Origin of the sequence: Enterobacter sp. Res13-Sevr-PEC09-46, assembly GCF_015672585.1 — a bacterium.
Classification (GTDB): domain Bacteria; phylum Pseudomonadota; class Gammaproteobacteria; order Enterobacterales; family Enterobacteriaceae; genus Enterobacter; species Enterobacter hormaechei_C.
Genome location: NZ_JADABR010000017.1, coordinates 68,007 through 87,667, shown reverse-complemented (window position 1 = coordinate 87,667; position 19,661 = coordinate 68,007). Strand labels below are relative to the sequence as shown.

Sequence of the window (19,661 nt, the reverse complement as noted above, 5' to 3'; positions counted from 1 at the left end):
GATGCTCGTTTACAACCCTTGCGCTCCAGAGGGTAAATGAAGACAGGCATCCAACCTGACGTACACGTTGCCTGGAAAATTCCTGGCAAGCACAGTGGAGGAGGGATTTTAAATATCAACGACGGGATGCGGTTGACCTAAATCAAATTAATTTATCTGAATAAACCTTTCTTACGTTTTTTTTGAATATTTTTCCTGTAATTATCAATGCGATAAATAAAAGCGTTGTTTTTAATAACATAAATTAATGTAAGCATTGACGCTATTTTACATTTCGCCGAATTGACCCTGACTTGCGGCTGTGCCTTAATAGCCGCATCGCCCAAAAGGGTATACTCAGGCAAAGAAAGTGAGTCAGGCTACGCGTATGCGAAAACGACATCGATTTAACACCCGGATGACCCGCATCATACTGCTCATCAGTTTCCTGTTTTTCTTTGGCCGCTTTGTTTATTCCTCCATTGGCGCCTGGTATCACCATCAGGACAAAATTCAGTCACAGCAATCAGGTCTTGTGGTGGATTCGCCCGAGCGCTAAAGCGTGTTTGCTCCCGGCAGACAAACTGTATCGCACTGTATCCCGAGCGCTACGCTGACAAACCGGTACAACACGCCCGCAAAAGCAAACATCCCCGATACATAAAAATGGTCTTCTGTATCCCTCGCCATAATAAACTGATGAGGAGAGAAACAGATGATTCGTCGATATTTCCTGCTTCCTGTATTTGCGCTGACGTCCTTTGCTGGCGCAATGGCCGCACCGTTGCATGGCCTGAGCGCCGCTGATGTCAACGGTCCAGCCGCCGTCGCCCCGCCTGAACACCCCCAGCCGCCAGCAAAACTGATTGTCGATCCGCCGCTGGCGGGACCGCTAAGTAAAGGTGCGGTCTTTATTCAGTACCGTGTCGAAAACCTGCGCATTGAACCTGTATTTGGACCCGACGCGCTGAAAGTCACTCCGCGTATCGGCCATATTCACGTTGTGGTGGATGACGCGCCCTGGCACTGGGCTGATACCAGCGGCGAGCCGGTGATCCTGGTCGGGCTGCCCGCAGGAAAGCACAAGGTGACGATCGTCGTTGCCGACCCGACGCATAAACCCATCGACTATAAAACCGTTGAATTCACCGTGCCGCCACACGCCGCGGTTCATCACTTTTAAGGAGCCTGTTATGAAAGCATTGTCTGTATTAACAGCGATGGTGCTGGCGGTTTCCACCAGCGCGCTGGCAGAGACGAAAGCCAGCGTGGTGCTGGTGCACGGGGCGTTTGCCGACGGCAGCAGCTGGAATAAGGTGATTACCCGGCTGCAAAAACACCATACCGAGGTCATTGCGGTACAACTTCCGCTCACGTCTCTGAAAGATGATGTCGCCGCCACGCAGCGTGCTATCGCCCGGGCTCATGGGGATGTGGTGCTGGTCGGTCACTCCTGGGGCGGGACGGTAATCAGCGAGGCGGGAAACAATGCCCGCGTGAAGTCACTGGTTTACGTTGCCGCTTTTGCGCCGGATTCCGGCCAGTCGACGGCAGCTCTGGCAAATAGCTTCCCTGCTCCGCCAGGGAGCGCCAGCCTCGCTAAAACCACAGAGGGGTATTTATATCTGCCGATAAAAGCGGTCAGCGAGAATTTCGCCCCTGACGTGAAGGACGTTGAGCGCAGCGTGATTGCCGCGACGCAGAGCCCCATTAAGGCCGATGCGTTTGGGGAGAAAATCGCGCATGCCGCCTGGCATGACAAACCGAGCTGGTATGTGGTCAGCAAAAATGACCGGATGATCAATCCTGAGCTAGAGCGCGCAATGGCGAAGAAAATCAACGCCAACACCACGGAGGTAGCGGCAAGCCATGTATCGATGGTCAGCCAGCCAGACGTCATTACCCGTACGATTGAACAGGCGTTATCGGGTCAACAGTGATAAAAAAGCCCGCATGATGAACGGTCCGACTTCGGGCCACGCCATCCTGCGGGCTTTATGCACTTCCGGCTCCTGCAACGGGGTTATGTGCGGTTTTGTCACAAACGCGCCTTCCCCCTCGCTGAACCATCAGAAGCTGTACGTCACCTTCAAACTTCCCACAGGAGACGTTTTTCGCTGAACAATGGGGCTATCGCCGGCCTCCCCCGTCAGCTGCGTAACGCCAGCTGCGGCAAGCAGGCTCCAGCGGGAGGTAAGCTTATGGGTCCAGTCCAGGCTCAGCGAATACGCATATATTCCCGATCCGGCATCGTGTCGGGCAAAACCCGATGCGGCCGACTGGGCGGCATTCACCCCGTAGTAGGTTTGCACATACTTACTGGATCCCCAGCTACCGGTCAGCGCCAGCGTTAACGCATTTTTCGGAGATGTATAGAGCGGGCTGGCAATGCCGAAATGCACAGCTTCACCATTGTCTCTCTCAGAAACCGGGACCTCTGCCTGTAACTGCACGGTCAGCCAGTCAGTCACCCTGTATCCCAGCCCTGGCACAACGATAGCTGAGCCTTTAATGTCACCCATTCCTCGCAGGTCGTCGCTGCCGGAGGCGATCGAATCGCTGCTTACGTCGCGATCCTTACGTCCTGCGCGATAGCTCAGCGCTGCGTTGTAGTCCAGGTTACCAAAGCTGTTGCCGTAGCCGATCCCCCGCGTGGTGCTGACAAAAAAACCATTGGCCATCGCGTAATCAACCACCTGAGCCGCAGAGACCCGGCTCTTGTCCGAACCGGAATAGCGTGGCGCAACATCCACGCCGCCACCCAGGGTTAACACGTTGCCCTGAGGCTGCTCTGTCGCCAGTGCCGGGGTGGCCAGTAACGCCAGGACGGCCCCCGGCAAGATGCTTTTCATGCTGCGACCGATGCGTGAACGGGGGAAACTATTACGCAGTGTGATGTTTCTCATTAAAGAAGCCCTTTGGATTCAGATGATTGCGATACAAGCGGTGTTAAACGCCAGAGCGCTCATTCTGAATACTTACCCTAAGGTTCTTATGAGCCGTAAATGAAGAAATGCTGAAGCACGTGAAGGTTCTGTAAACCCTGTAGAATTCCTGTTACCGTTTTTTCTTCAGTTGTTCTTCATGCACTGTTGATACAGTTACCAATGTGAAAATTCTACTAATTGAAGACGACCTGGATCTCGGCAATGGCGTGCGTATCGCCCTTGCAGATCAAGGATTTGATGTCATATGGGTACGCCGCAAAGAGGATGCGCTGCATCAGCTTGGGATCTGCGTGCCGGAACTTATTTTGCTCGACCTGGGGCTGCCCGATGGCGATGGCATGAGCCTGATGACGCGCCTGCGTCAACAGCTTAAGGGCGTCCCCGTCATCATCCTGACGGCGCGAGGCACGCTACAGGACCGCCTGTGCGGGCTGGATGCAGGTGCAGACGATTATCTGGTCAAACCTTTTGTTCTCGCCGAACTGCTGGCGCGCGTGAGAGCCCTTGCGCGGCGCAGTTACGGTTTTGAAAATGAGGCAATAGAAATTCGCGGTTTGTCGCTTCATATTCCGACGCGTCGCGTAACGGTGAGCGCACGCCACGTTGAGCTGACGGCAAGCGAATATGCGCTGCTTGAAACGTTAATGCTGCGCGCCGATCGCGTGCTTACGCGACGGTATCTGGAAGAAAGGATATTTGGCACGAAAGAAAACCTCAGCAACGCGCTTGACGTGCATATGGGTAACCTGCGGCGAAAAATTGGCGATGGTTTTGTGCGAACGGTAAGAGGCGTTGGGTATGTCATTGATACCGTACCCGTTCAGAAGGCGGCAGGTTGATGCGTAATTTTTGGCACCACCTCCGGCTTCCCACGCTGGTCAGGCGAATGCTGGTCGCCCAGATGCTGCTGCTTACGTTGCTCTGGTGTCTCTTTTTAACCTTCATTTTGCTGGAAGACCTGCGTAGCCCTCCCATACTGACGGGCAGTGAGACTTACGAAACCCTGTTTTCCCTGGTAGAGAGCATGGACGATCGTCCGCAGGCGCGTGATGCTGTGCTGGCAGCGTTCAGCAAGGCGCTGCGGGAGGGCTATGGCGGCGGCGAAGATCCGGAGCTGTCCATCAACCTCATTGTTCGCAAGAATAACGAGATTATTTTTTCTTCGGATGGTGCGCCGACGGGGGTAAAAAATAGCCGTCTGGGGGTCATGCAGCATGTCCAGAGTGAGGACCATAAATGGACGAGCCGTACCCTCAAATCCGCGCACTCCGACGTGGAAGTCACCCTTTTTACCCCTGCCGGTAGCTGGAATTTCTTTATCTATCTGAACTCGCGCGGCTACTACGTCATGCCGCTGATGATATGCATCCCTTTTCTTCTGTTCCCCGCGTGGCTGTCCATCCGCATCGCGATGCGCCCCTGGAACAAGGTGGTGAATGAAATTTCATTGCGCACGCCGGACGATCTCTCGCCTTTAAAAGCCGTCCCCAGACACAGGGAGCTTCGCCAGACAGTCGACGCGATTAATGACTTTCTGGCCAGGGTGCGGGAAAGCGCCGAAAGGGAAAGAATGTTTATTGCCGATGCCGCACACGAACTGCGTACGCCTCTGGCCGCGATGCGGATCAACGTCGAGGCGTTGCAGTCCTGGGTCATCAGCGAAAGCCAGCAGGAGCTGCTTGCGGGCATTGTTCGCAGCAATAGCCGTGCTGCGCGTCTCGTCAATCAGCTTCTGCTGATGATGCACAGCGAAGCGCACATCAGCACGGTGATGTCGCCTGTGCCGCTGACTACGCTTATTCAGGAGCGAATGGCTGCCCTGGAACCGCTGGCGTCCGGGCGCAGAATTGAGTTTGAATTCATCGCCGATGATGAAATCCATATCACAGGCATTCGGGAACGTCTGGTATCGCTGATCGACAATTTAATTGAGAATGCCGTGAAGTACAGCCCTGAGGGTGGACGCATTGAGGTACAACTGCAATCGCGTGACAAGTCCGCTCAGCTGCGCGTCTCAGACGCGGGTCCCGGCATTCCGGTTGAATTGTGGGAGCGCGTGTTCGACAGATTTTTCCGCGATCCTAATCAGACCCAAAGCGGGAGTGGACTGGGGCTTGCTATCGTTAAAGCCGTTACGCAGCAACACAACGGCAGGGTCAATCTGAGTACGTCAGCCGAAGGCGGTCTTATGGTGACCGTTGATTTCCCGAATCCGGCGTTCGCATGAACGTAAACGCGGCGCTACACGTCCTGACATGTGTCAGCGCAGCGTTACTTCACGTATGCCGCAGATTGCTTCAATAAAATTACCGTATTTGTTATATTGTTACTTACTGATTATTCACCTCTGCGGTGCCAAAAAGAACAAGATTCACCGCAACCCAGGACAGAAAAATGTTAGATTACCGCTTCCCGACAGCTTTGCAGATGGTTCTCAGCGTAGCGATGGCGGAGCAATCGGGTGAACGTTCGACGAGTGCAATCCTGGCTTACGGCCTGGAAGCGAATCCGAGCTTTATCCGCAAATTAATGGTTCCTCTCGCCCGCGACGGCATTATCGTCTCTACGCTTGGCCGCAACGGCTCTATTCACCTTGGCCGCCCGGCGGAAGAGATTACCCTGCGTGATATCTACCTCTCCGTCACTGAAGATAAAAAGCTGTGGGCGTCCCGTCCTGACGTCCCGGCCCGCTGCGTGGTCAGCGCCAACGCCTGCTGGTACTTCAAATCAATCGCTGATGAAGCGGAGCAGGCTTCGTTAGCGGTTTTAGCGCGCCATACCGTCGCCAGCGCGCTGGAAGAGGTGAAAAAAGCCGATACCAGCGGGTGCGATCCGGTGCCGGAACTCTGCACACAGCATAAAAAAGCGCCCTAATCCTGACAGACTGCGAAAAAAAAGCCGCCTTCATTGTGAAGGCGGCTTTTTGCTATCTGCTACGTCCTACGCAGGCAACACCTCTCTTTCCGCTTTACCGCGCGTCACGAACTTACGCAGCGTCACGTAAAAGACCGGCGTCAGGAACAGACCAAACAGCGTCACACCCAGCATCCCGGCGAACACGGTGATCCCGGTGACGCCGCGCACTTCTGCCCCTGCCCCGTGACCAAGGATCAGTGGAATGGTCCCGGCAATAAAGGCGATAGAGGTCATTACAATCGGGCGTAGACGCAGGCGGCACGCTTCCAGCGCGGCCTCCATAATGCCTTTGCCCTGAATTTCCAGCTCGCGGGCAAACTCCACGATAAGAATCGCGTTTTTACAGGCCAGCCCCATCAGTACCACCAGCCCTACCTGCACGAAGACGTTGTTATCGCCCCCGGTCAGCCAGACGCCGAACAGCGCGGAGAGCATCGTCATCGGCACGATGAGGATCACCGCCAGGGGCAGCGTCCAGCTTTCATACAGCGCCGCCAGCACCAGGAACGCCAGCAGCACCGCGACCGGGAAGACGATCAGCGCCGTGTTGCCCTGGGTGGCCTGCTGGAAGCTCAGGTCCGTCCATTCAATATTCATCCCGTTCGGCAGGATCTGCTTAGACATACCGTCCAGCTGCGTCATCGCCTGCGCGGAAGAGAGCACGCGCGGGTCAGCATCGCCAATCAGATCCGCCGCCGGGTAGCCGTTGTAGCGGATCACCGGGTCCGGACCGTAGGTGGTCGTGATTTTCACCATACTGCCAATCGGCACCATTTCACCCTGGCTATTACGGGTGCGTAAATTCGCGATATCTTCCACGCTGTCGCGGAACTGCCCGTCGGCCTGTGCCATTACGCGCCAGGTGCGACCGAACTGGTTGAAGTCATTCACATAAGACGAGCCCAGATAGGTTTGCAGCGTCCCGAAGAGATCGGTGAGCGACACGCCCTGCGCTTTCGCCTTATCACGGTCAACCTGTACATCCAGCTGCGGAACGTTTGCCTGGTAGGTTGAGATAGGGAAATGCATCCCCGGCGTCTGCATAATCGCCCCGGACATGGTGTTCACCGCGTTTTGCAGCGCGCCATAGCCCAGACCAGCACGATCCTGAATGTACAGCGAATAGCCCGATCCCTGGCCCAGACCTAAAATCGGCGGCGGCAGAATCGAGAAGCCAAAGCCCTGCTGGATTTGCGCGATTTTCGCGTTGATCTCCGCGTTTATTTCCGCCGCAGTATGTTTACGCTGGTCGAAAGGCTTCAGGCCAAAGAAGACCGTCCCGGTGTTCGGCGTATTGGTGAACTGGAGCGCATTCAGGCCAGGAAACGCGACCGCATAATCCACGCCTTCGGTATTCATCCCGATTTCGCTCATTTTGCGGATCACCGCATCGGTGCGCGCCAGCGACGAGCCTTCCGGCATTTTCACGCCGCCGATCAGGTACAGCTTATCCTGCGTCGGAATAAACCCGCCGGGAACGGCTTTAAACATCACGCCCGCAGCGCAAAGCAGCAGCAAATAAACCACAAACACCGCCCCGCGTCGGCCGAGCGTTTTGCCCACCAGCCCCTGATAGCCAGTCGAGCTGCGGTGGAAAAAGCGGTTAAACGGACGGAAAATCCAGCCGAACAGACGATCGATAAGCCGGGTCGGGAAATCTTTCGGGGCGCCATGCGGCTTCAACAGCAGCGCGGCCAGCGCTGGCGAGAGCGTCAGCGAGTTGATCGCGGAGATCACCGTGGAAATGGCTATCGTTACCGCAAACTGCTTGTAGAACTGACCGGTCACGCCGGAGAGGAACGCCATCGGAACGAATACCGCACACAGCACCAGCGCAATGGCAATAATCGGTCCGGACACTTCACGCATCGCCTGATGCGCTGCCGCAAGTGGGGCGAGCCCCTCTTCGATATTTCGTTCGACGTTTTCCACCACCACGATGGCATCGTCCACCACGATACCAATCGCCAGCACCAGCCCGAACAGGCTCAGGGTATTCAGCGAAAAGCCCAGCAGGTAGAGAATACTGAACGTGCCCACTACCGATACCGGCACCGCAATCAGCGGGATTATCGACGCGCGCCAGGTTTGCAGGAACAGGATCACCACCAGCACGACCAGCACCACCGCTTCCAGCAGCGTTTGCACCACAGCGCGGATCGAGTCGCGTACAAACACCGTCGGGTCGTAAGGCGCCGCCCATTTCATATCGTCCGGGAATCGTGTGGACAGTTCGTCCATTTTGGCGCGTACCGCGTTAGACAGATCGATGGCGTTTGCCCCCGGCGACTGGAAGATACCAATCCCGACCGCGTCTTTATTGTTCAACTGGGAGCGCAGCGCGTAGCTGCCGGACCCCATCTCGACACGCGCAACGTCGCGCAGTCGGACGACCGTACCATCCTGCGTGGTTTTCAGGACAATGTTGCCGAACTCGTCTTCGGTATGCAGGCGGCCCTGGGCGTTAATGGAGATCAGGAAATCGCTCTCTTTCGGCAGCGGCTCGGCGCCAAGCTGCCCGGCGGACACCTGCACGTTCTGCTCCTGCATCGCCGTGACCACGTCCGAAGCGGTCAGCCCGCGGGCCGCGACCTTGTTCGGGTCCAGCCAGACGCGCATCGCGTATTCACCCGAGCCGAAAATCTGAATCTGCCCCACACCAGGCAGACGCGCCAGCTCGTCCTTCACCTTCAGCGTGGCGTAGTTACGCATATACAGTGAATCGTACTTACCGCCAGGCGAAAACAGATGCACCACCAGCGTCAGCGTTGGCGACTGTTTCTGAGTCGTGATGCCCAGACGCCGCACGTCTTCCGGCAGACGCGCTTCGGCCTGCGCGACGCGGTTTTGCACCTGAACCTGCGCCTGATCCGGGTCGGTGCCCGGACGGAAGGTGACGGTAGTCACCAGCACGCCGTCGGAGCCCGCGACGGATTTCATGTACATCATGTTCTCAACGCCGTTGATCGCCTCTTCCAGCGGCGTTGCCACGGTCTCGGCAATCACTTTCGGGTTGGCGCCCGGGTACTCGGCGCGCACCTGCACGCTTGGCGGCACGACGTCAGGGTATTCGCTCACCGGCAGCAGCGGGATGGCGATTAATCCTGTGATAAAAATCAGAATCGACAGTACGGCGGCAAAAATCGGCCTGTCGATGAAAAAACGGGAAAAGTCCATGGATTGGATTCTCAGGTAAGGGATCAGTTGAGGGCGGCGCTGGCGGTCATGGCAACGGTTTTCGCGTTAACCGGCATACCCGGCATAAACACTTTTTGTAAACCATCGACGATGACTTTATCCCCGGGATTCAGCCCCTGCTGTACGATACGTAAACCGTCGGCCAGACGCCCGGGCGTAATGTCGCGGCGCTGCGCTTTCCCGTCTTTATCCACGATATAGACATATTTACGATCCTGATCGGTCAGCACCGCCTTATCATCAACAAGCGTGGCTTTAAATTCCGCACTGCCCGGCAGACGCACGCGGGCAAAGAGTCCAGGCGTGAACTGACGCTGTGAGTTATCCAGCAGCGCGCGCATGCGGATCGTTCCGGTACCCGGCGTGAGCTGGTTATCCAGGAAATCCACTTTGCCCTGATGGGGATAGCCCTCCTCGCCCGTCAGGCCAATCTCCACCGGCAGCGCCGCATGATCGCCGGACACCCGCTGCCCGCTGCGGGCCAGGTTCTGATAGTGAAGGTAGGTTGACTCGTCCACGTCGAAGTAGACATAAACCGTTTTCTGCGAGACCAGGGTGGTGAGCACGCTGGCGCTGTCGCCCGCCGTCACCAGGTTACCGCTGGTGATCAGCGCCCGGCTGGCGCGACCGTCGATAGGCGCGGTCACTTTGGTGAAGTCGAGGTTAAGTTGCGCGGCGTCTACCGCCGCCTGCGCGGCGCGAATATCGGCCTGCGCCTGGGTAGCGGCGGAACGGCGCTGCTCCCACTCTTCGCGGGACACCACGTTGGTATTGACTAATTTATCGGTACGGTTAGCCTCGCTTCGCGCCAGACTGGCCTGCGTTTTGGCTCTCGCCAGGTTCGCCTGCGCCTGTTCCAGCGCGGCGCGATAGGTTCGGTCATCAATCGTGAACAGCACCTCGCCCTTTTTCACCTCCTGGCCGTCGGTGTAATTCACTTTCTCAATGTAGCCGGAGACGCGCGGACGCAGCTGAACGCTTTCCACCGCTTCAATGCGACCGTTAAAGCTGTCCCACTGGCTAATGGATTTCACCACCACGTCAGCAGCGCTGACAACGGGCGCTTGCGGCGCGGCATTTTGCGCGACGCTGTCATCGCACCCGACGAGAAGCGCGGAGAGTAAAACCACCCCCATCGCGCTCAGATGAAAGTTACCCCAGGTTTTTTGCAGGCTCATTATTTTTATTCCGGTTATTGTAGCCGCCGGGCAAGACGCAGCGGGAGGCGCCGCGCCACTTCCTTTGTCCGGTAGCTGGCTGAAGGCCATTTGTGTCGTTCATCGCCACAAAACTGTAACAGTTGCGAATACACTATCGCGGCGATTGTAGGAAGGCGCTTAATTAAGTGCAAGAATAATTGTTGCACTTTATGTGCTATTTGCGGCGAAGATAAATCACGCGTTTTGAGAAGGGATTTAAATGCAACAATAAAACTTGCAATTAATGTAAAAACGGGTCACCTTTAAGTGCAACAAACAAAGATGCTTTTTAATGCGCGGCGTAGGGGGAAGCAAAATGAACACGGGTGCATTCATTCACGATTTACTCGACTGGATCGACAATAACCTCGATAGCCGTCTGGACATTGAAACCGTCTCCAGGCGAGCCGGCTATTCGAAATGGCACCTCCAGCGGCTTTTCAAAGAGCATACCGGCTCCCCTCTCGCCGAATATATTCGCGCGCAAAAGCTGCAAAAATCGGTTGAGCGCCTGGCCCACAGCGATGAACCGATTCTGAACGTGGCGATCGCGCTGGGCTTTGACTCTCAGCAGTCCTTCAACCGCAGCTTTAAGCGTCAGTATGGTCAGGCACCCGGCGCATGGCGACGCAGTATCGGCTGCCGTGAATCGCGGCAGATGAGCCAGTAGTTCACGTTCCGGTCGGGCAAAAAAACCCTCTGTTTAACAGAGGGTTTTAATACTTTTACCTGTTTATGAGAAAACAGGTTGGGTTACTGGCTTATTCACACTCAATTATTGATTGAAAATTAAAATACAATTATATCAGTATATTATATTGTTATGATGTGGCAGTACCATGAAAAATACCATCTTTTATAAAAAGTCTGATTCGAGCACAACCAGCCACTGATGTGATCTACCCCAAGTCATGGGTTGTTTCGTCCGGATAGACACCGTTGTGTAAGGATTGGTAGCCTCCCCCTCCTTTGAAGACTGATGATCGGTAAATTATGAATGGGCGTGAGAGAGGTTAAACACGGTTTCGCTTCAAATGCACATGGACAACGGCTCGGAATTTACCTCTCTGGCTCTTGGGCGGTGGGCAGAAGAGCATGCTGTTGCCAGGAACTTATCAGTCTAGGCAAGCTCATGCAGAATGCGTTTATCGAACGTTTTAACAGGACCTACCGGACGGGAATCCTGGATTTTTATCTGTTCAGAACGCTGAAAGAGGCAAGGGAAGTCACAGAGAACTTGCTGAACGAATACAACAGCGAACGCCCACACGTCCCCCTTAACAACCTGACGCCGAAAGCGCACCAGCTGATGAGGGAAAATCGGAAATCTCAAAAATTGGAGGGAACTAAACCGGTATACTTACAATAGATTTAAACGCAGAATGTGACTAGCTTTGAAGTTCGATGCAGAAATCTAATCTCTTTGGTGGATGAACTTGCGCGCGCTTCGCTATGATTGGGCTACTGTCGAGCAAAATTCGACAGTTTTCGCCGTTAACCAGATCGTTTTAAATAGAATAGAGCCAACTAATGAACCCAGCATTTAGCGCGCTTTTGAATGAGAAAATCGAACTCTTTAGGCATTCTTTTTCAGCTGCCTCACGCCAAACATTTGTATCTCCAAAAACGGGAAAACTAATACACTCTGGTGAATTTGGCACCTACAGGGAAGAAATTATTCGAGGATTCTTAAAGTTGTGCGTGCCCGCAAGACTTGAAATCGGTACAGGTTTTCTAATGAACTCAGCTGGGGAAATTTCTACCCAAGCGGACATCGTGATTTATGCCCCGTCGGCAGTGCCGCGAATAGAATCGAATGAGCATCAGCGTTTTTTTCCTATTGAAGGAGTTTGCGCTATTGGAGAAGTCAAGAGTCGCCTGTCCAAAGCAGGACTGCGAGATGCTTTGAACAAATTAGCGCGAGTAAAAGCTACGGCAGACATTTCACTCCCAGCGACTCCGATTTTTAGAGATGCCTCAATAATTTCATATCCTTTCAATAGAGAAGAAATCGAATATGATCAAATTTTATCTATACTTATATGTGAGGCCTTTGACTTTGATCCCAAAACATTTGCTAATGAGATTGATGATTGGTACGAATCCGATGTAAAGAATCATCACAAGCATAATATGATTTTAAGTGTCGAAGACGGAATCGCTCTCTATATGCATCCAAATGGTAAATCATGGATGTATCCTCCCACCAAAAAATCCCCAGCAAAGAATCGTTTCCTGACGCCAGTTGATAATAAAAATCTGCACTTTCATCTTTTTTGCAGTTATATGTTTTTGGCAGCATCAAGCACGACCGTGTTATATCCAGAAATCACCACCTACATGCCAACTCTGACTGGAGGGTTAAATTATGACCAAAAATAATTTTAAACGCAGCGATATAAATATAGAGAAAACATCGTTGCTGATCGGTCATGCTTGTAGCGGTAGTTTGATTTATAGTTACACCACTACTTCAGTTCCGGCCATTGAAATTTTAAAGGATAAGAAACTCCACCATGATGAGAAATACATACAAACTTATATCTCACTAGATTGAGATTGGTAGCGCGGTTTGATAAGTAGCCCAGCTTGATCATCTTTATTTGAGCCACGGTGCCCACCAGGTTGAGGCCGACTTCTGCCAGTGGGAGCTAGCCAGCTTGTCGGTCGAGTCCGACACAAGCGACTCATCGAGTAGTTGTAGCGAAAGGAGACCGAGCCCACTGCCGTGACGACCACGTAGAGCCTATCCCGGTCATTCACCTTGTAGAGTTTTTCTTTAGGTTTGGCTTGGGGTTCGCGGATTCCGTTCAAAAAATACCATGCTCAGAAACACATCAAAAAAGTAGGAAAAACGAATGAAATCGGGCGAATGGTGGGATTTGATACTATGCTCCCCTCGGCAGAGGCGATATGTTATCGAACGCCAAGCATAGCACTTGGCTAAGTGAATGCCCCATCCTATGCCACATAGATGCACAAAGCTGCCAAAAACTGCCAGCACCTAAAAGCCGAAAGCCCGCAATTAAGCGGGCTCCAAGGTATTTCTTGCTAGATCGTGCCAGACAGTGCCGGGAGCGGACTCACTCCCACTCGATCGTCGCCGGTGGCTTGCCGCTGATGTCATACACCACGCGGGAAATGCCGTTCACTTCGTTGATGATGCGGTTAGACACGCGGCCTAAGAAGTCATACGGCAGGTGCGCCCAGTGCGCGGTCATGAAGTCGATGGTTTCCACCGCACGCAGGGAGACTACCCAGTCGTACTTACGACCATCGCCCATCACGCCGACAGAGCGAACCGGCAGGAACACGGTGAACGCCTGGCTCACTTTATTGTACAGGTCAGCTTTGTGCAGCTCTTCGATGAAGATCGCGTCCGCGCGACGCAGCAGGTCGCAGTACTCTTTCTTCACTTCGCCCAGCACGCGCACGCCGAGACCCGGGCCCGGGAACGGGTGACGGTAGAGCATGTCGTACGGCAGACCCAGCTCCAGGCCGATCTTACGCACTTCGTCTTTGAACAGCTCACGCAGCGGTTCAACCAGGCCCATCTTCATCTCTTTCGGCAGGCCGCCCACGTTGTGGTGAGATTTGATGACGTGCGCTTTACCGGTAGCGGAGGCCGCAGACTCGATCACGTCAGGGTAGATGGTGCCCTGCGCCAGCCATTTCACATCTTCCAGCTTCAGCGCTTCTTCGTCGAACACTTCCACGAACACGCGACCGATGATTTTACGTTTCGCTTCCGGATCGTTCTCGCCTTTCAGCGCGTCCAGGAAGCGCTGCTCGCCTTCCACGTGAACGATGTTCAGACCGAAGTGGTCACCGAACATGTCCATAACCTGCTGGGCTTCGTTCAGACGCAGCAGACCGTTGTCCACGAAGACGCAGGTCAGGTTTTTACCGATGGCGCGGTGCAGCAGCATCGCGGTTACGGAGGAGTCCACACCGCCGGAGAGGCCGAGGATCACTTTGTCATCACCAACCTGCTGGCGGATACGCTCCACGGCATCGTCGATGATTTTTGCCGGGGTCCACAGGGCTTCACACTGGCAGATGTCACGCACGAAGCGCTCCAGCATGCGCATACCCTGACGGGTGTGGGTCACTTCCGGGTGGAACTGCACGCCGTAGAAACGTTTTTCTTCGTTCGCCATGATGGCGAACGGGCAGCTTTCAGTGCTGGCAACGGTCACGAAGTCGGACGGGATAGCGGTGACTTTGTCGCCGTGGCTCATCCACACGTCCAGCAGCGGTTTGCCGTCTGCGGTCAGGGAGTCTTCGATACCGCGCACCAGAGCGCTGTCGGTGACGACTTCAACCTGTGCGTAGCCGAACTCACGCTCGTTAGAGCCTTCTACGTGGCCGCCCAGCTGCATCGCCATGGTCTGCATGCCGTAGCAAACGCCGAACACCGGTACGCCCGCTTCGAACACGTACTGCGGCGCACGCGGGCTGTTCTCTTCGGTGGTGCTTTCCGGGCCGCCGGAAAGGATGATGCCGCTTGGATTGAACTCGCGAATCTGTGCTTCCGTGACATCCCACGCCCACAGCTCACAGTAAACGCCCAGTTCACGCACGCGGCGCGCCACCAGCTGAGTGTACTGAGAACCAAAGTCCAGGATGAGAATGCGATGTTTATGAATGTTTTCCGTCATTGACGCTAATTCCGAGGCAAGTGAAACAAAACAAAGCGCCCGGCATTGAGCCGGGCGCGGAAATTTATCAGGAGCCCAGACGGTAGTTCGGGGACTCTTTGGTGATCGTCACGTCGTGAACGTGGCTCTCCTGGATACCCGCACCGCTGATGCGTACGAATTCCGCTTTGGTACGCAGCAGGTCAATGGTACCACAGCCGGTCAGCCCCATACAGGAGCGCAGGCCGCCCATCTGCTGGTGAATGATCTCTTTCAGGCGGCCTTTATACGCCACACGGCCTTCGATACCTTCCGGCACCAGTTTGTCTGCGGCGTTATCGGTCTGGAAGTAACGGTCAGAGGAACCTTTAGACATCGCGCCCAGGGAGCCCATACCGCGGTAGGATTTATAAGAACGCCCCTGGTAGAGTTCGATTTCACCCGGGGATTCTTCGGTACCGGCCAGCATGGAGCCCACCATCACGGCTGCGGCACCTGCGGCGATCGCTTTGGCGATGTCGCCAGAGAAACGGATACCGCCGTCCGCGATGACCGGAATACCGGTACCTTCCAGCGCTTCAACCGCGTCAGAAACCGCCGTGATCTGCGGCACGCCTACGCCGGTGACGATACGAGTGGTACAGATAGAGCCAGGGCCGATACCCACTTTCACCGCGCTGCAACCCGCTTCCGCCAGCGCGCGAGCGCCTGCGCCGGTTGCTACGTTACCGCCGATGATCTGGAGATCCGGGTATTTAGCACGGGTTTCACGAATACGTTGCAGAACGCCTTCGGAGTGGCCGTGGGAGGAGTCAATCAGCAGCACGTCAACGCCCGCAGCAACCAGCGCGTCAACGCGCTCTTCGTTACCCGCACCTGCGCCAACCGCAGCGCCGACGCGCAGACGGCCATGCTCGTCTTTACAGGCGTTCGGTTTACGTTCTGCTTTCTGGAAATCTTTAACGGTGATCATGCCGCGCAGGTGGAAGTTCGCGTCCACAACCAGCGCTTTCTCAACGCGTTTTTCGTGCATTTTCGCCAGCACCACGTCGCGGGTTTCGCCTTCACGCACGGTCACCAGACGCTCTTTTGGCGTCATGTAGACGCTGACAGGCTGGTTCAGGTCAGTCACGAAACGCACGTCACGACCGGTAATGATACCCACCAGTTCGTTGTCTTCAGTGACTACCGGATAGCCTGCAAAGCCGTTACGCTCGGTCAGGGCTTTCACTTCGTGCAGCGTGGTGGTTGGCAGAACGGTCTGAGGATCGGACACGATACCGGATTCATGCTTCTTCACGCGGCGAACTTCTTCCGCCTGACGCTCGATAGACATGTTTTTGTGGATAAAGCCAATGCCGCCTTCCTGTGCCAGGGCGATAGCCAGACGCGCTTCAGTCACGGTGTCCATTGCTGCGGAGAGCATAGGAATGTTCAGACGAATGGTTTTCGTCAACTGCGTGCTGAGGTCGGCAGTATTCGGCAGAACGGTGGAGTGAGCGGGAACGAGGAGGACGTCGTCAAACGTCAGTGCTTCTTTAGCGATACGTAGCATGGGCAATATCTCTGACCTGGGTGGTTAAATATTGCCGTGGCATTATACAGAGCGTAACCGATTGCATCCACACTTTTTTGAAAAAAATGCTTGCGCTCACCTCTCAGCAGGTTACTATCGACTGAATAACTTGCTGATTTAGAATTTGATCCCGCTCACATGTTATCCTCTCAATCCCCCTCAATTTATACTGTCAGCCGCCTTAATCAGACGGTACGTTTGCTGCTTGAGCAGGAAATGGGACAGGTCTGGATCAGCGGTGAAATCTCTAACTTCACGCAGCCTGCTTCCGGTCACTGGTACTTTACGCTGAAAGACGACACCGCTCAGGTGCGCTGCGCGATGTTCCGCAACAGCAACCGTCGCGTGACGTTCCGTCCTCAGCATGGCCAGCAGGTTCTGGTTCGCGCCAACATTACCCTGTATGAGCCGCGCGGCGATTATCAGATTATCGTCGAGAGCATGCAGCCCGCGGGCGAAGGCTTGCTGCAACAGAAGTACGAGCAGCTCAAAGCCATGCTTTCGACTGAGGGATTGTTCGACCAGCAGTTTAAAAAGCCCCTGCCCTCACCCGCTCACTGCGTTGGGGTCATTACCTCGAAAACAGGTGCGGCCCTGCACGATATTTTGCACGTCCTGAAGCGCCGTGACCCTTCCCTGCCCGTCATTATTTACCCAACTGCCGTTCAGGGTGACGATGCGCCGGGGCAGATCGTGCGCGCGATTGAACTGGCAAATGCCCGTCAGGAGTGTGATGTATTAATCGTCGGGCGCGGCGGCGGCTCGCTGGAAGACCTTTGGAGCTTTAACGACGAGCGCGTGGCGCGGGCAATCTTTGCCAGCCTTATCCCGGTGGTAAGCGCCGTCGGTCACGAAACGGATGTAACGATTGCGGATTTTGTCGCGGATTTACGCGCGCCCACGCCGTCCGCGGCGGCAGAGGTAGTCAGCCGTAACCAGCTGGAGCTGCTGCGTCAGATCCAGAACGGGCAGCAGCGCCTGGAGATGGCGATGGACTACTTCCTCGCCAACCGTACCCGCCGCTTTACCCAGCTTCACCATCGTCTGCAACAGCAGCATCCGCAATTGCGTCTGGCGCGTCAGCAAACCGTGCTGGAACGTCTGCGTCAGCGGATGAACTTCGCGCTGGATAACCAGCTTAAGCGGGCGGTATCTCGCCAGCAGCGCGTCACGCAGCGTCTGAACCAGCAAAACCCGCAGCCGAAGATTTATCGCGCACAAACGCGTATCCAGCAGCTTGAGTTCCGCCTCGCGGAAAATATCCGCTCACGCCTGAGCACCACGCGCGAGCGTTTCGGCAATGCGGTCACCCATCTGGAAGCCGTCAGCCCGCTCTCCACGCTGGCTCGCGGCTATAGTGTGACCACCGCGACGGACGGCAAAGTGCTGAAACAAACGAAACAGGTTAAAGCCGGGGATGTGCTCACCACCCGGCTTTCTGACGGCTGGGTCGAGAGTGAGGTGAAAGAGATCAAACCGGTGAAAAAAACGCGCCAGCGTAAAAGCGGATAAATCTTCGCCGGTTACAAACTATACTGCTGCTATTGCCTTTTTTAATAAGGAGAGCAGCATGCCCCATTTTCATAGCGTCATCCCTCCGTATATTCTTCGCCGTATTATCGAAAGCGGTTCTGAGCCGCAGCAGCGCTGCGCCCGTCAGACCTTAACCCACGTCCAGACGCTGATGGCCCATATGCCGGGCAAACCCGCCGCGCCGCATGTGAATAAAGCCGGTCAGCTTGAGCGTGACATCTACGATGCGAAACAGACCCAGGAGCTGCCGGGTACCCAGGTGCGCTATGAAGGCCAGCCCTCCAACGGCGATGTGGCGGTGGATGAAGCGTACGATTATCTGGGTATCACCCATGATTTCTTCTGGAAAGAATATCAGCGCGATTCGCTCGATAACAAAGGGCTGATCCTCACCGGCACCGTGCACTATGGCCGGGAATATCAGAACGCCTTCTGGAACGGCCAGCAGATGGTCTTTGGCGACGGTGACGGAGAAATCTTCAACCGCTTCACCATTGCCATCGACGTGGTGGCGCATGAGCTGAGCCACGGCGTGACCGAGACCGAAGCCGGACTGATCTATTTTGAGCAGTCGGGCGCGCTGAACGAGTCCTTATCAGACGTGTTCGGCTCGCTGGTGAAGCAATACCATCTTAAGCAAACCGCCGATAAAGCAGACTGGCTCATTGGTGAAGGGCTGCTGGCAGCGGGGATTAACGGCAAAGGGCTACGTTCCATGTCTGAACCCGGTACCGCCTACGACGATCCGCTGCTCGGCAAAGACCCGCAGCCCGCGCACATGAAAGACTTCATCAAGACGCGCGAGGATAACGGTGGCGTGCATCTTAACTCCGGCATCCCCAACCGCGCGTTTTACCTGGCCGCAACGGCGATCGGTGGCTACGCCTGGGAAAAAGCGGGTTATGCCTGGTACGACACGGTTTGCGATCGCAACCTGGCGCAGGATGCGGATTTTGACGCTTTCGCAAAACTGACGATCGCGCACGGCGAGAAACGCTCCGGTAGCGACGTTGGGGCGGCTATAAAACAAGCCTGGGAACAGGTAGGAGTGCTGTAAATGCAGGTTCCGGAACTGACGGATGACGCCGTGGTTGAGCTGGCCCGGGAAGGCGGCGTCGCCTTTATCCCTAAACTGAGCGGCCAGCGCACCATTGCGCTCTCCTCGCTTAATGAGGCCCAGCGCCAGCGCCTGGTGAGCATTCTTGAGCAGGCTTTCCCGCGCGGCCAGCCGCCCGGGCAAGCCTCTTCCCCCGGCAGCGGTGACCAGCGCTATTTCCGCATCCAGATTATCTGGACCGGCCAAAATCAGGCGCACTACGCCGATATCATCGTGCTGGTACCCGAGCAGGAAGCACCCGAGTCGCTGGTGGAACTGTGGCAGAAAGGTGAAGGCTGCGTGTGCGATTAACCTTCGGCCCGAACAAACTCCACGCGTTTTTTAGAGATAAGACCGTGGCCGTTCTGGCAAAAATAGTCCACCGCACCGCAGGCTTTTAGTACCTGGAGTGGCTGATGACACTCCGGGCAGCGGGCTTCGAGCGCGATATCTTTATTACAACTTTCGCAGTGCGCTACCCCGTTCAGGGGCTCCAGCGGTGTCTGGCAATCCGGGCAGGTAATCGTCATGGTGACTCCTTCAAAGCGTTCAGGTCTGCGATAATTTTACCACGTC

General features: G+C 55.3%; 18 protein-coding genes and 1 pseudogene. 13 read left to right on the top strand and 6 right to left on the bottom strand.

The genetic code is table 11. The features are described 5' to 3' along the window. The first annotated feature begins 367 nt into the window (after nucleotides 1–367). From IMQ56_RS09775 to IMQ56_RS09765, 3 genes are all read left to right on the top strand, one after another. Nucleotides 368–538, top strand: a complete 171-nt coding sequence (locus tag IMQ56_RS09775; protein ID WP_017383512.1) for a YfgG family protein — start codon at nucleotides 368–370, stop codon at nucleotides 536–538. Nucleotides 539–694: 156 nt separating this feature from the next. Continuing rightward, a complete protein-coding gene (locus IMQ56_RS09770; RefSeq protein WP_039270207.1) occupies nucleotides 695–1,162 on the top strand; it encodes a DUF6130 family protein in 468 nt (155 codons plus the stop codon). A 10-nt stretch (nucleotides 1,163–1,172) separates the two neighbouring features. Continuing rightward, complete coding sequence (locus IMQ56_RS09765) at nucleotides 1,173–1,919, top strand: alpha/beta hydrolase (protein WP_032649056.1); 747 nt, start codon at nucleotides 1,173–1,175, stop codon at nucleotides 1,917–1,919. Between the two features lie 129 nt (nucleotides 1,920–2,048). Here the strand turns inward: IMQ56_RS09765 and IMQ56_RS09760 are convergent, their stop codons facing one another. Beyond that, entirely contained in the window at nucleotides 2,049–2,885 is an 837-nt protein-coding gene (locus IMQ56_RS09760) for a MipA/OmpV family protein (RefSeq protein ID WP_049132996.1), read from the bottom strand. 203 nt (nucleotides 2,886–3,088) lie between these two features. Between IMQ56_RS09760 and IMQ56_RS09755 the strand changes: the two genes are divergently transcribed. The 3 genes from IMQ56_RS09755 (at nucleotide 3,089) to IMQ56_RS09745 (ending at nucleotide 5,801) form a co-directional block, all read left to right on the top strand. Next, the gene (locus IMQ56_RS09755) at nucleotides 3,089–3,766 is read left to right on the top strand and encodes a response regulator (RefSeq protein WP_017383516.1); all 678 of its coding nucleotides are present in this window, start codon (nucleotides 3,089–3,091) and stop codon (nucleotides 3,764–3,766) included. Further along, the gene (locus IMQ56_RS09750) at nucleotides 3,766–5,154 is read left to right on the top strand and encodes an ATP-binding protein (protein WP_196063802.1); all 1,389 of its coding nucleotides are present in this window, start codon (nucleotides 3,766–3,768) and stop codon (nucleotides 5,152–5,154) included. Before IMQ56_RS09755 ends, IMQ56_RS09750 begins: the two co-directional genes overlap by 1 nt. Nucleotides 5,155–5,321: 167 nt before the next feature. Continuing rightward, complete coding sequence (locus tag IMQ56_RS09745; RefSeq protein ID WP_003860591.1) at nucleotides 5,322–5,801, top strand: Rrf2 family transcriptional regulator; 480 nt, start codon at nucleotides 5,322–5,324, stop codon at nucleotides 5,799–5,801. Nucleotides 5,802–5,867: 66 nt separating this feature from the next. Here IMQ56_RS09745 and oqxB read toward each other — a convergent pair whose 3' ends face one another. Then, entirely contained in the window at nucleotides 5,868–9,020 is a 3,153-nt protein-coding gene (gene oqxB, locus IMQ56_RS09740; protein WP_017692935.1) for a multidrug efflux RND transporter permease subunit OqxB, read from the bottom strand. 23 nt (nucleotides 9,021–9,043) lie between these two features. Continuing rightward, a complete protein-coding gene (locus IMQ56_RS09735; RefSeq protein ID WP_023295135.1) occupies nucleotides 9,044–10,219 on the bottom strand; it encodes an efflux RND transporter periplasmic adaptor subunit in 1,176 nt (391 codons plus the stop codon). 337 nt (nucleotides 10,220–10,556) lie between these two features. Between IMQ56_RS09735 and IMQ56_RS09730 the strand changes: the two genes are divergently transcribed. From IMQ56_RS09730 to IMQ56_RS09715, 4 genes and pseudogenes are all read left to right on the top strand, one after another. Continuing rightward, on the top strand, nucleotides 10,557–10,910 hold the full coding sequence (locus tag IMQ56_RS09730; protein WP_015572178.1) for a helix-turn-helix domain-containing protein: 354 nt from the start codon (nucleotides 10,557–10,559) through the stop codon (nucleotides 10,908–10,910). A 361-nt stretch (nucleotides 10,911–11,271) separates the two neighbouring features. After that, nucleotides 11,272–11,609 (top strand): annotated as a pseudogene (locus tag IMQ56_RS09725) (integrase core domain-containing protein); the annotation flags it as partial. 161 nt (nucleotides 11,610–11,770) lie between these two features. Further along, nucleotides 11,771–12,622 carry a DUF6602 domain-containing protein gene (locus tag IMQ56_RS09720; protein WP_154299766.1) on the top strand — a complete coding sequence of 284 codons (852 nt, stop codon included), beginning with the start codon at nucleotides 11,771–11,773 and terminating at the stop codon, nucleotides 12,620–12,622. Continuing rightward, nucleotides 12,609–12,797, top strand: a complete 189-nt coding sequence (locus tag IMQ56_RS09715) for a hypothetical protein (RefSeq protein ID WP_154299765.1) — start codon at nucleotides 12,609–12,611, stop codon at nucleotides 12,795–12,797. The genes IMQ56_RS09720 and IMQ56_RS09715 overlap by 14 nt, the downstream gene beginning before the upstream one ends. Nucleotides 12,798–13,323: 526 nt before the next feature. On the opposite strand, the gene guaA is transcribed toward IMQ56_RS09715, so the two are convergent. Both guaA and guaB read right to left on the bottom strand, forming a co-directional pair. Continuing rightward, nucleotides 13,324–14,901 carry a glutamine-hydrolyzing GMP synthase gene (gene guaA, locus IMQ56_RS09710; protein ID WP_006811514.1) on the bottom strand — a complete coding sequence of 526 codons (1,578 nt, stop codon included), beginning with the start codon at nucleotides 14,899–14,901 and terminating at the stop codon, nucleotides 13,324–13,326. A 67-nt stretch (nucleotides 14,902–14,968) separates the two neighbouring features. After that, nucleotides 14,969–16,435, bottom strand: coding sequence for an IMP dehydrogenase (gene guaB, locus IMQ56_RS09705; protein WP_003860601.1), 1,467 nt, complete (start codon nucleotides 16,433–16,435; stop codon nucleotides 14,969–14,971). A 159-nt stretch (nucleotides 16,436–16,594) separates the two neighbouring features. Between guaB and xseA the strand changes: the two genes are divergently transcribed. The 3 genes from xseA to IMQ56_RS09690 are packed head-to-tail and all read left to right on the top strand — an operon-like array spanning nucleotide 16,595 to nucleotide 19,397. After that, entirely contained in the window at nucleotides 16,595–17,968 is a 1,374-nt protein-coding gene (gene xseA, locus IMQ56_RS09700) for an exodeoxyribonuclease VII large subunit (RefSeq protein ID WP_196063801.1), read from the top strand. Between the two features lie 58 nt (nucleotides 17,969–18,026). Beyond that, nucleotides 18,027–19,046 carry a M4 family metallopeptidase gene (locus tag IMQ56_RS09695; protein WP_032654468.1) on the top strand — a complete coding sequence of 340 codons (1,020 nt, stop codon included), beginning with the start codon at nucleotides 18,027–18,029 and terminating at the stop codon, nucleotides 19,044–19,046. After that, nucleotides 19,047–19,397 (top strand): protealysin inhibitor emfourin, encoded by a 351-nt coding sequence (locus IMQ56_RS09690; RefSeq protein ID WP_006811517.1) that lies wholly within the window; start codon nucleotides 19,047–19,049, stop codon nucleotides 19,395–19,397. Here the strand turns inward: IMQ56_RS09690 and IMQ56_RS09685 are convergent. Beyond that, nucleotides 19,394–19,615, bottom strand: a complete 222-nt coding sequence (locus tag IMQ56_RS09685; protein ID WP_015572176.1) for a zinc ribbon domain-containing protein — start codon at nucleotides 19,613–19,615, stop codon at nucleotides 19,394–19,396. The genes IMQ56_RS09690 and IMQ56_RS09685 overlap by 4 nt on opposite strands. Between the last annotated feature and the right edge of the window lie 46 nt (nucleotides 19,616–19,661).

Coding starts and splice junctions, on each gene's coding strand:
- IMQ56_RS09760 (WP_049132996.1), bottom strand. CDS start 2,885: ATGAGAAACATCACACTGCGTAATAGTTTCCCCCGTTCACGCATCGGT.
- xseA (WP_196063801.1), top strand. CDS start 16,595: ATGTTATCCTCTCAATCCCCCTCAATTTATACTGTCAGCCGCCTTAAT.
- IMQ56_RS09735 (WP_023295135.1), bottom strand. CDS start 10,219: ATGAGCCTGCAAAAAACCTGGGGTAACTTTCATCTGAGCGCGATGGGG.
- IMQ56_RS09715 (WP_154299765.1), top strand. CDS start 12,609: ATGACCAAAAATAATTTTAAACGCAGCGATATAAATATAGAGAAAACA.
- guaA (WP_006811514.1), bottom strand. CDS start 14,901: ATGACGGAAAACATTCATAAACATCGCATTCTCATCCTGGACTTTGGT.
- IMQ56_RS09775 (WP_017383512.1), top strand. CDS start 368: ATGCGAAAACGACATCGATTTAACACCCGGATGACCCGCATCATACTG.
- IMQ56_RS09690 (WP_006811517.1), top strand. CDS start 19,047: ATGCAGGTTCCGGAACTGACGGATGACGCCGTGGTTGAGCTGGCCCGG.
- IMQ56_RS09685 (WP_015572176.1), bottom strand. CDS start 19,615: ATGACGATTACCTGCCCGGATTGCCAGACACCGCTGGAGCCCCTGAAC.
- IMQ56_RS09745 (WP_003860591.1), top strand. CDS start 5,322: ATGTTAGATTACCGCTTCCCGACAGCTTTGCAGATGGTTCTCAGCGTA.
- IMQ56_RS09695 (WP_032654468.1), top strand. CDS start 18,027: ATGCCCCATTTTCATAGCGTCATCCCTCCGTATATTCTTCGCCGTATT.
- IMQ56_RS09730 (WP_015572178.1), top strand. CDS start 10,557: ATGAACACGGGTGCATTCATTCACGATTTACTCGACTGGATCGACAAT.
- guaB (WP_003860601.1), bottom strand. CDS start 16,435: ATGCTACGTATCGCTAAAGAAGCACTGACGTTTGACGACGTCCTCCTC.
- oqxB (WP_017692935.1), bottom strand. CDS start 9,020: ATGGACTTTTCCCGTTTTTTCATCGACAGGCCGATTTTTGCCGCCGTA.
- IMQ56_RS09720 (WP_154299766.1), top strand. CDS start 11,771: ATGAACCCAGCATTTAGCGCGCTTTTGAATGAGAAAATCGAACTCTTT.
- IMQ56_RS09765 (WP_032649056.1), top strand. CDS start 1,173: ATGAAAGCATTGTCTGTATTAACAGCGATGGTGCTGGCGGTTTCCACC.
- IMQ56_RS09770 (WP_039270207.1), top strand. CDS start 695: ATGATTCGTCGATATTTCCTGCTTCCTGTATTTGCGCTGACGTCCTTT.
- IMQ56_RS09750 (WP_196063802.1), top strand. CDS start 3,766: ATGCGTAATTTTTGGCACCACCTCCGGCTTCCCACGCTGGTCAGGCGA.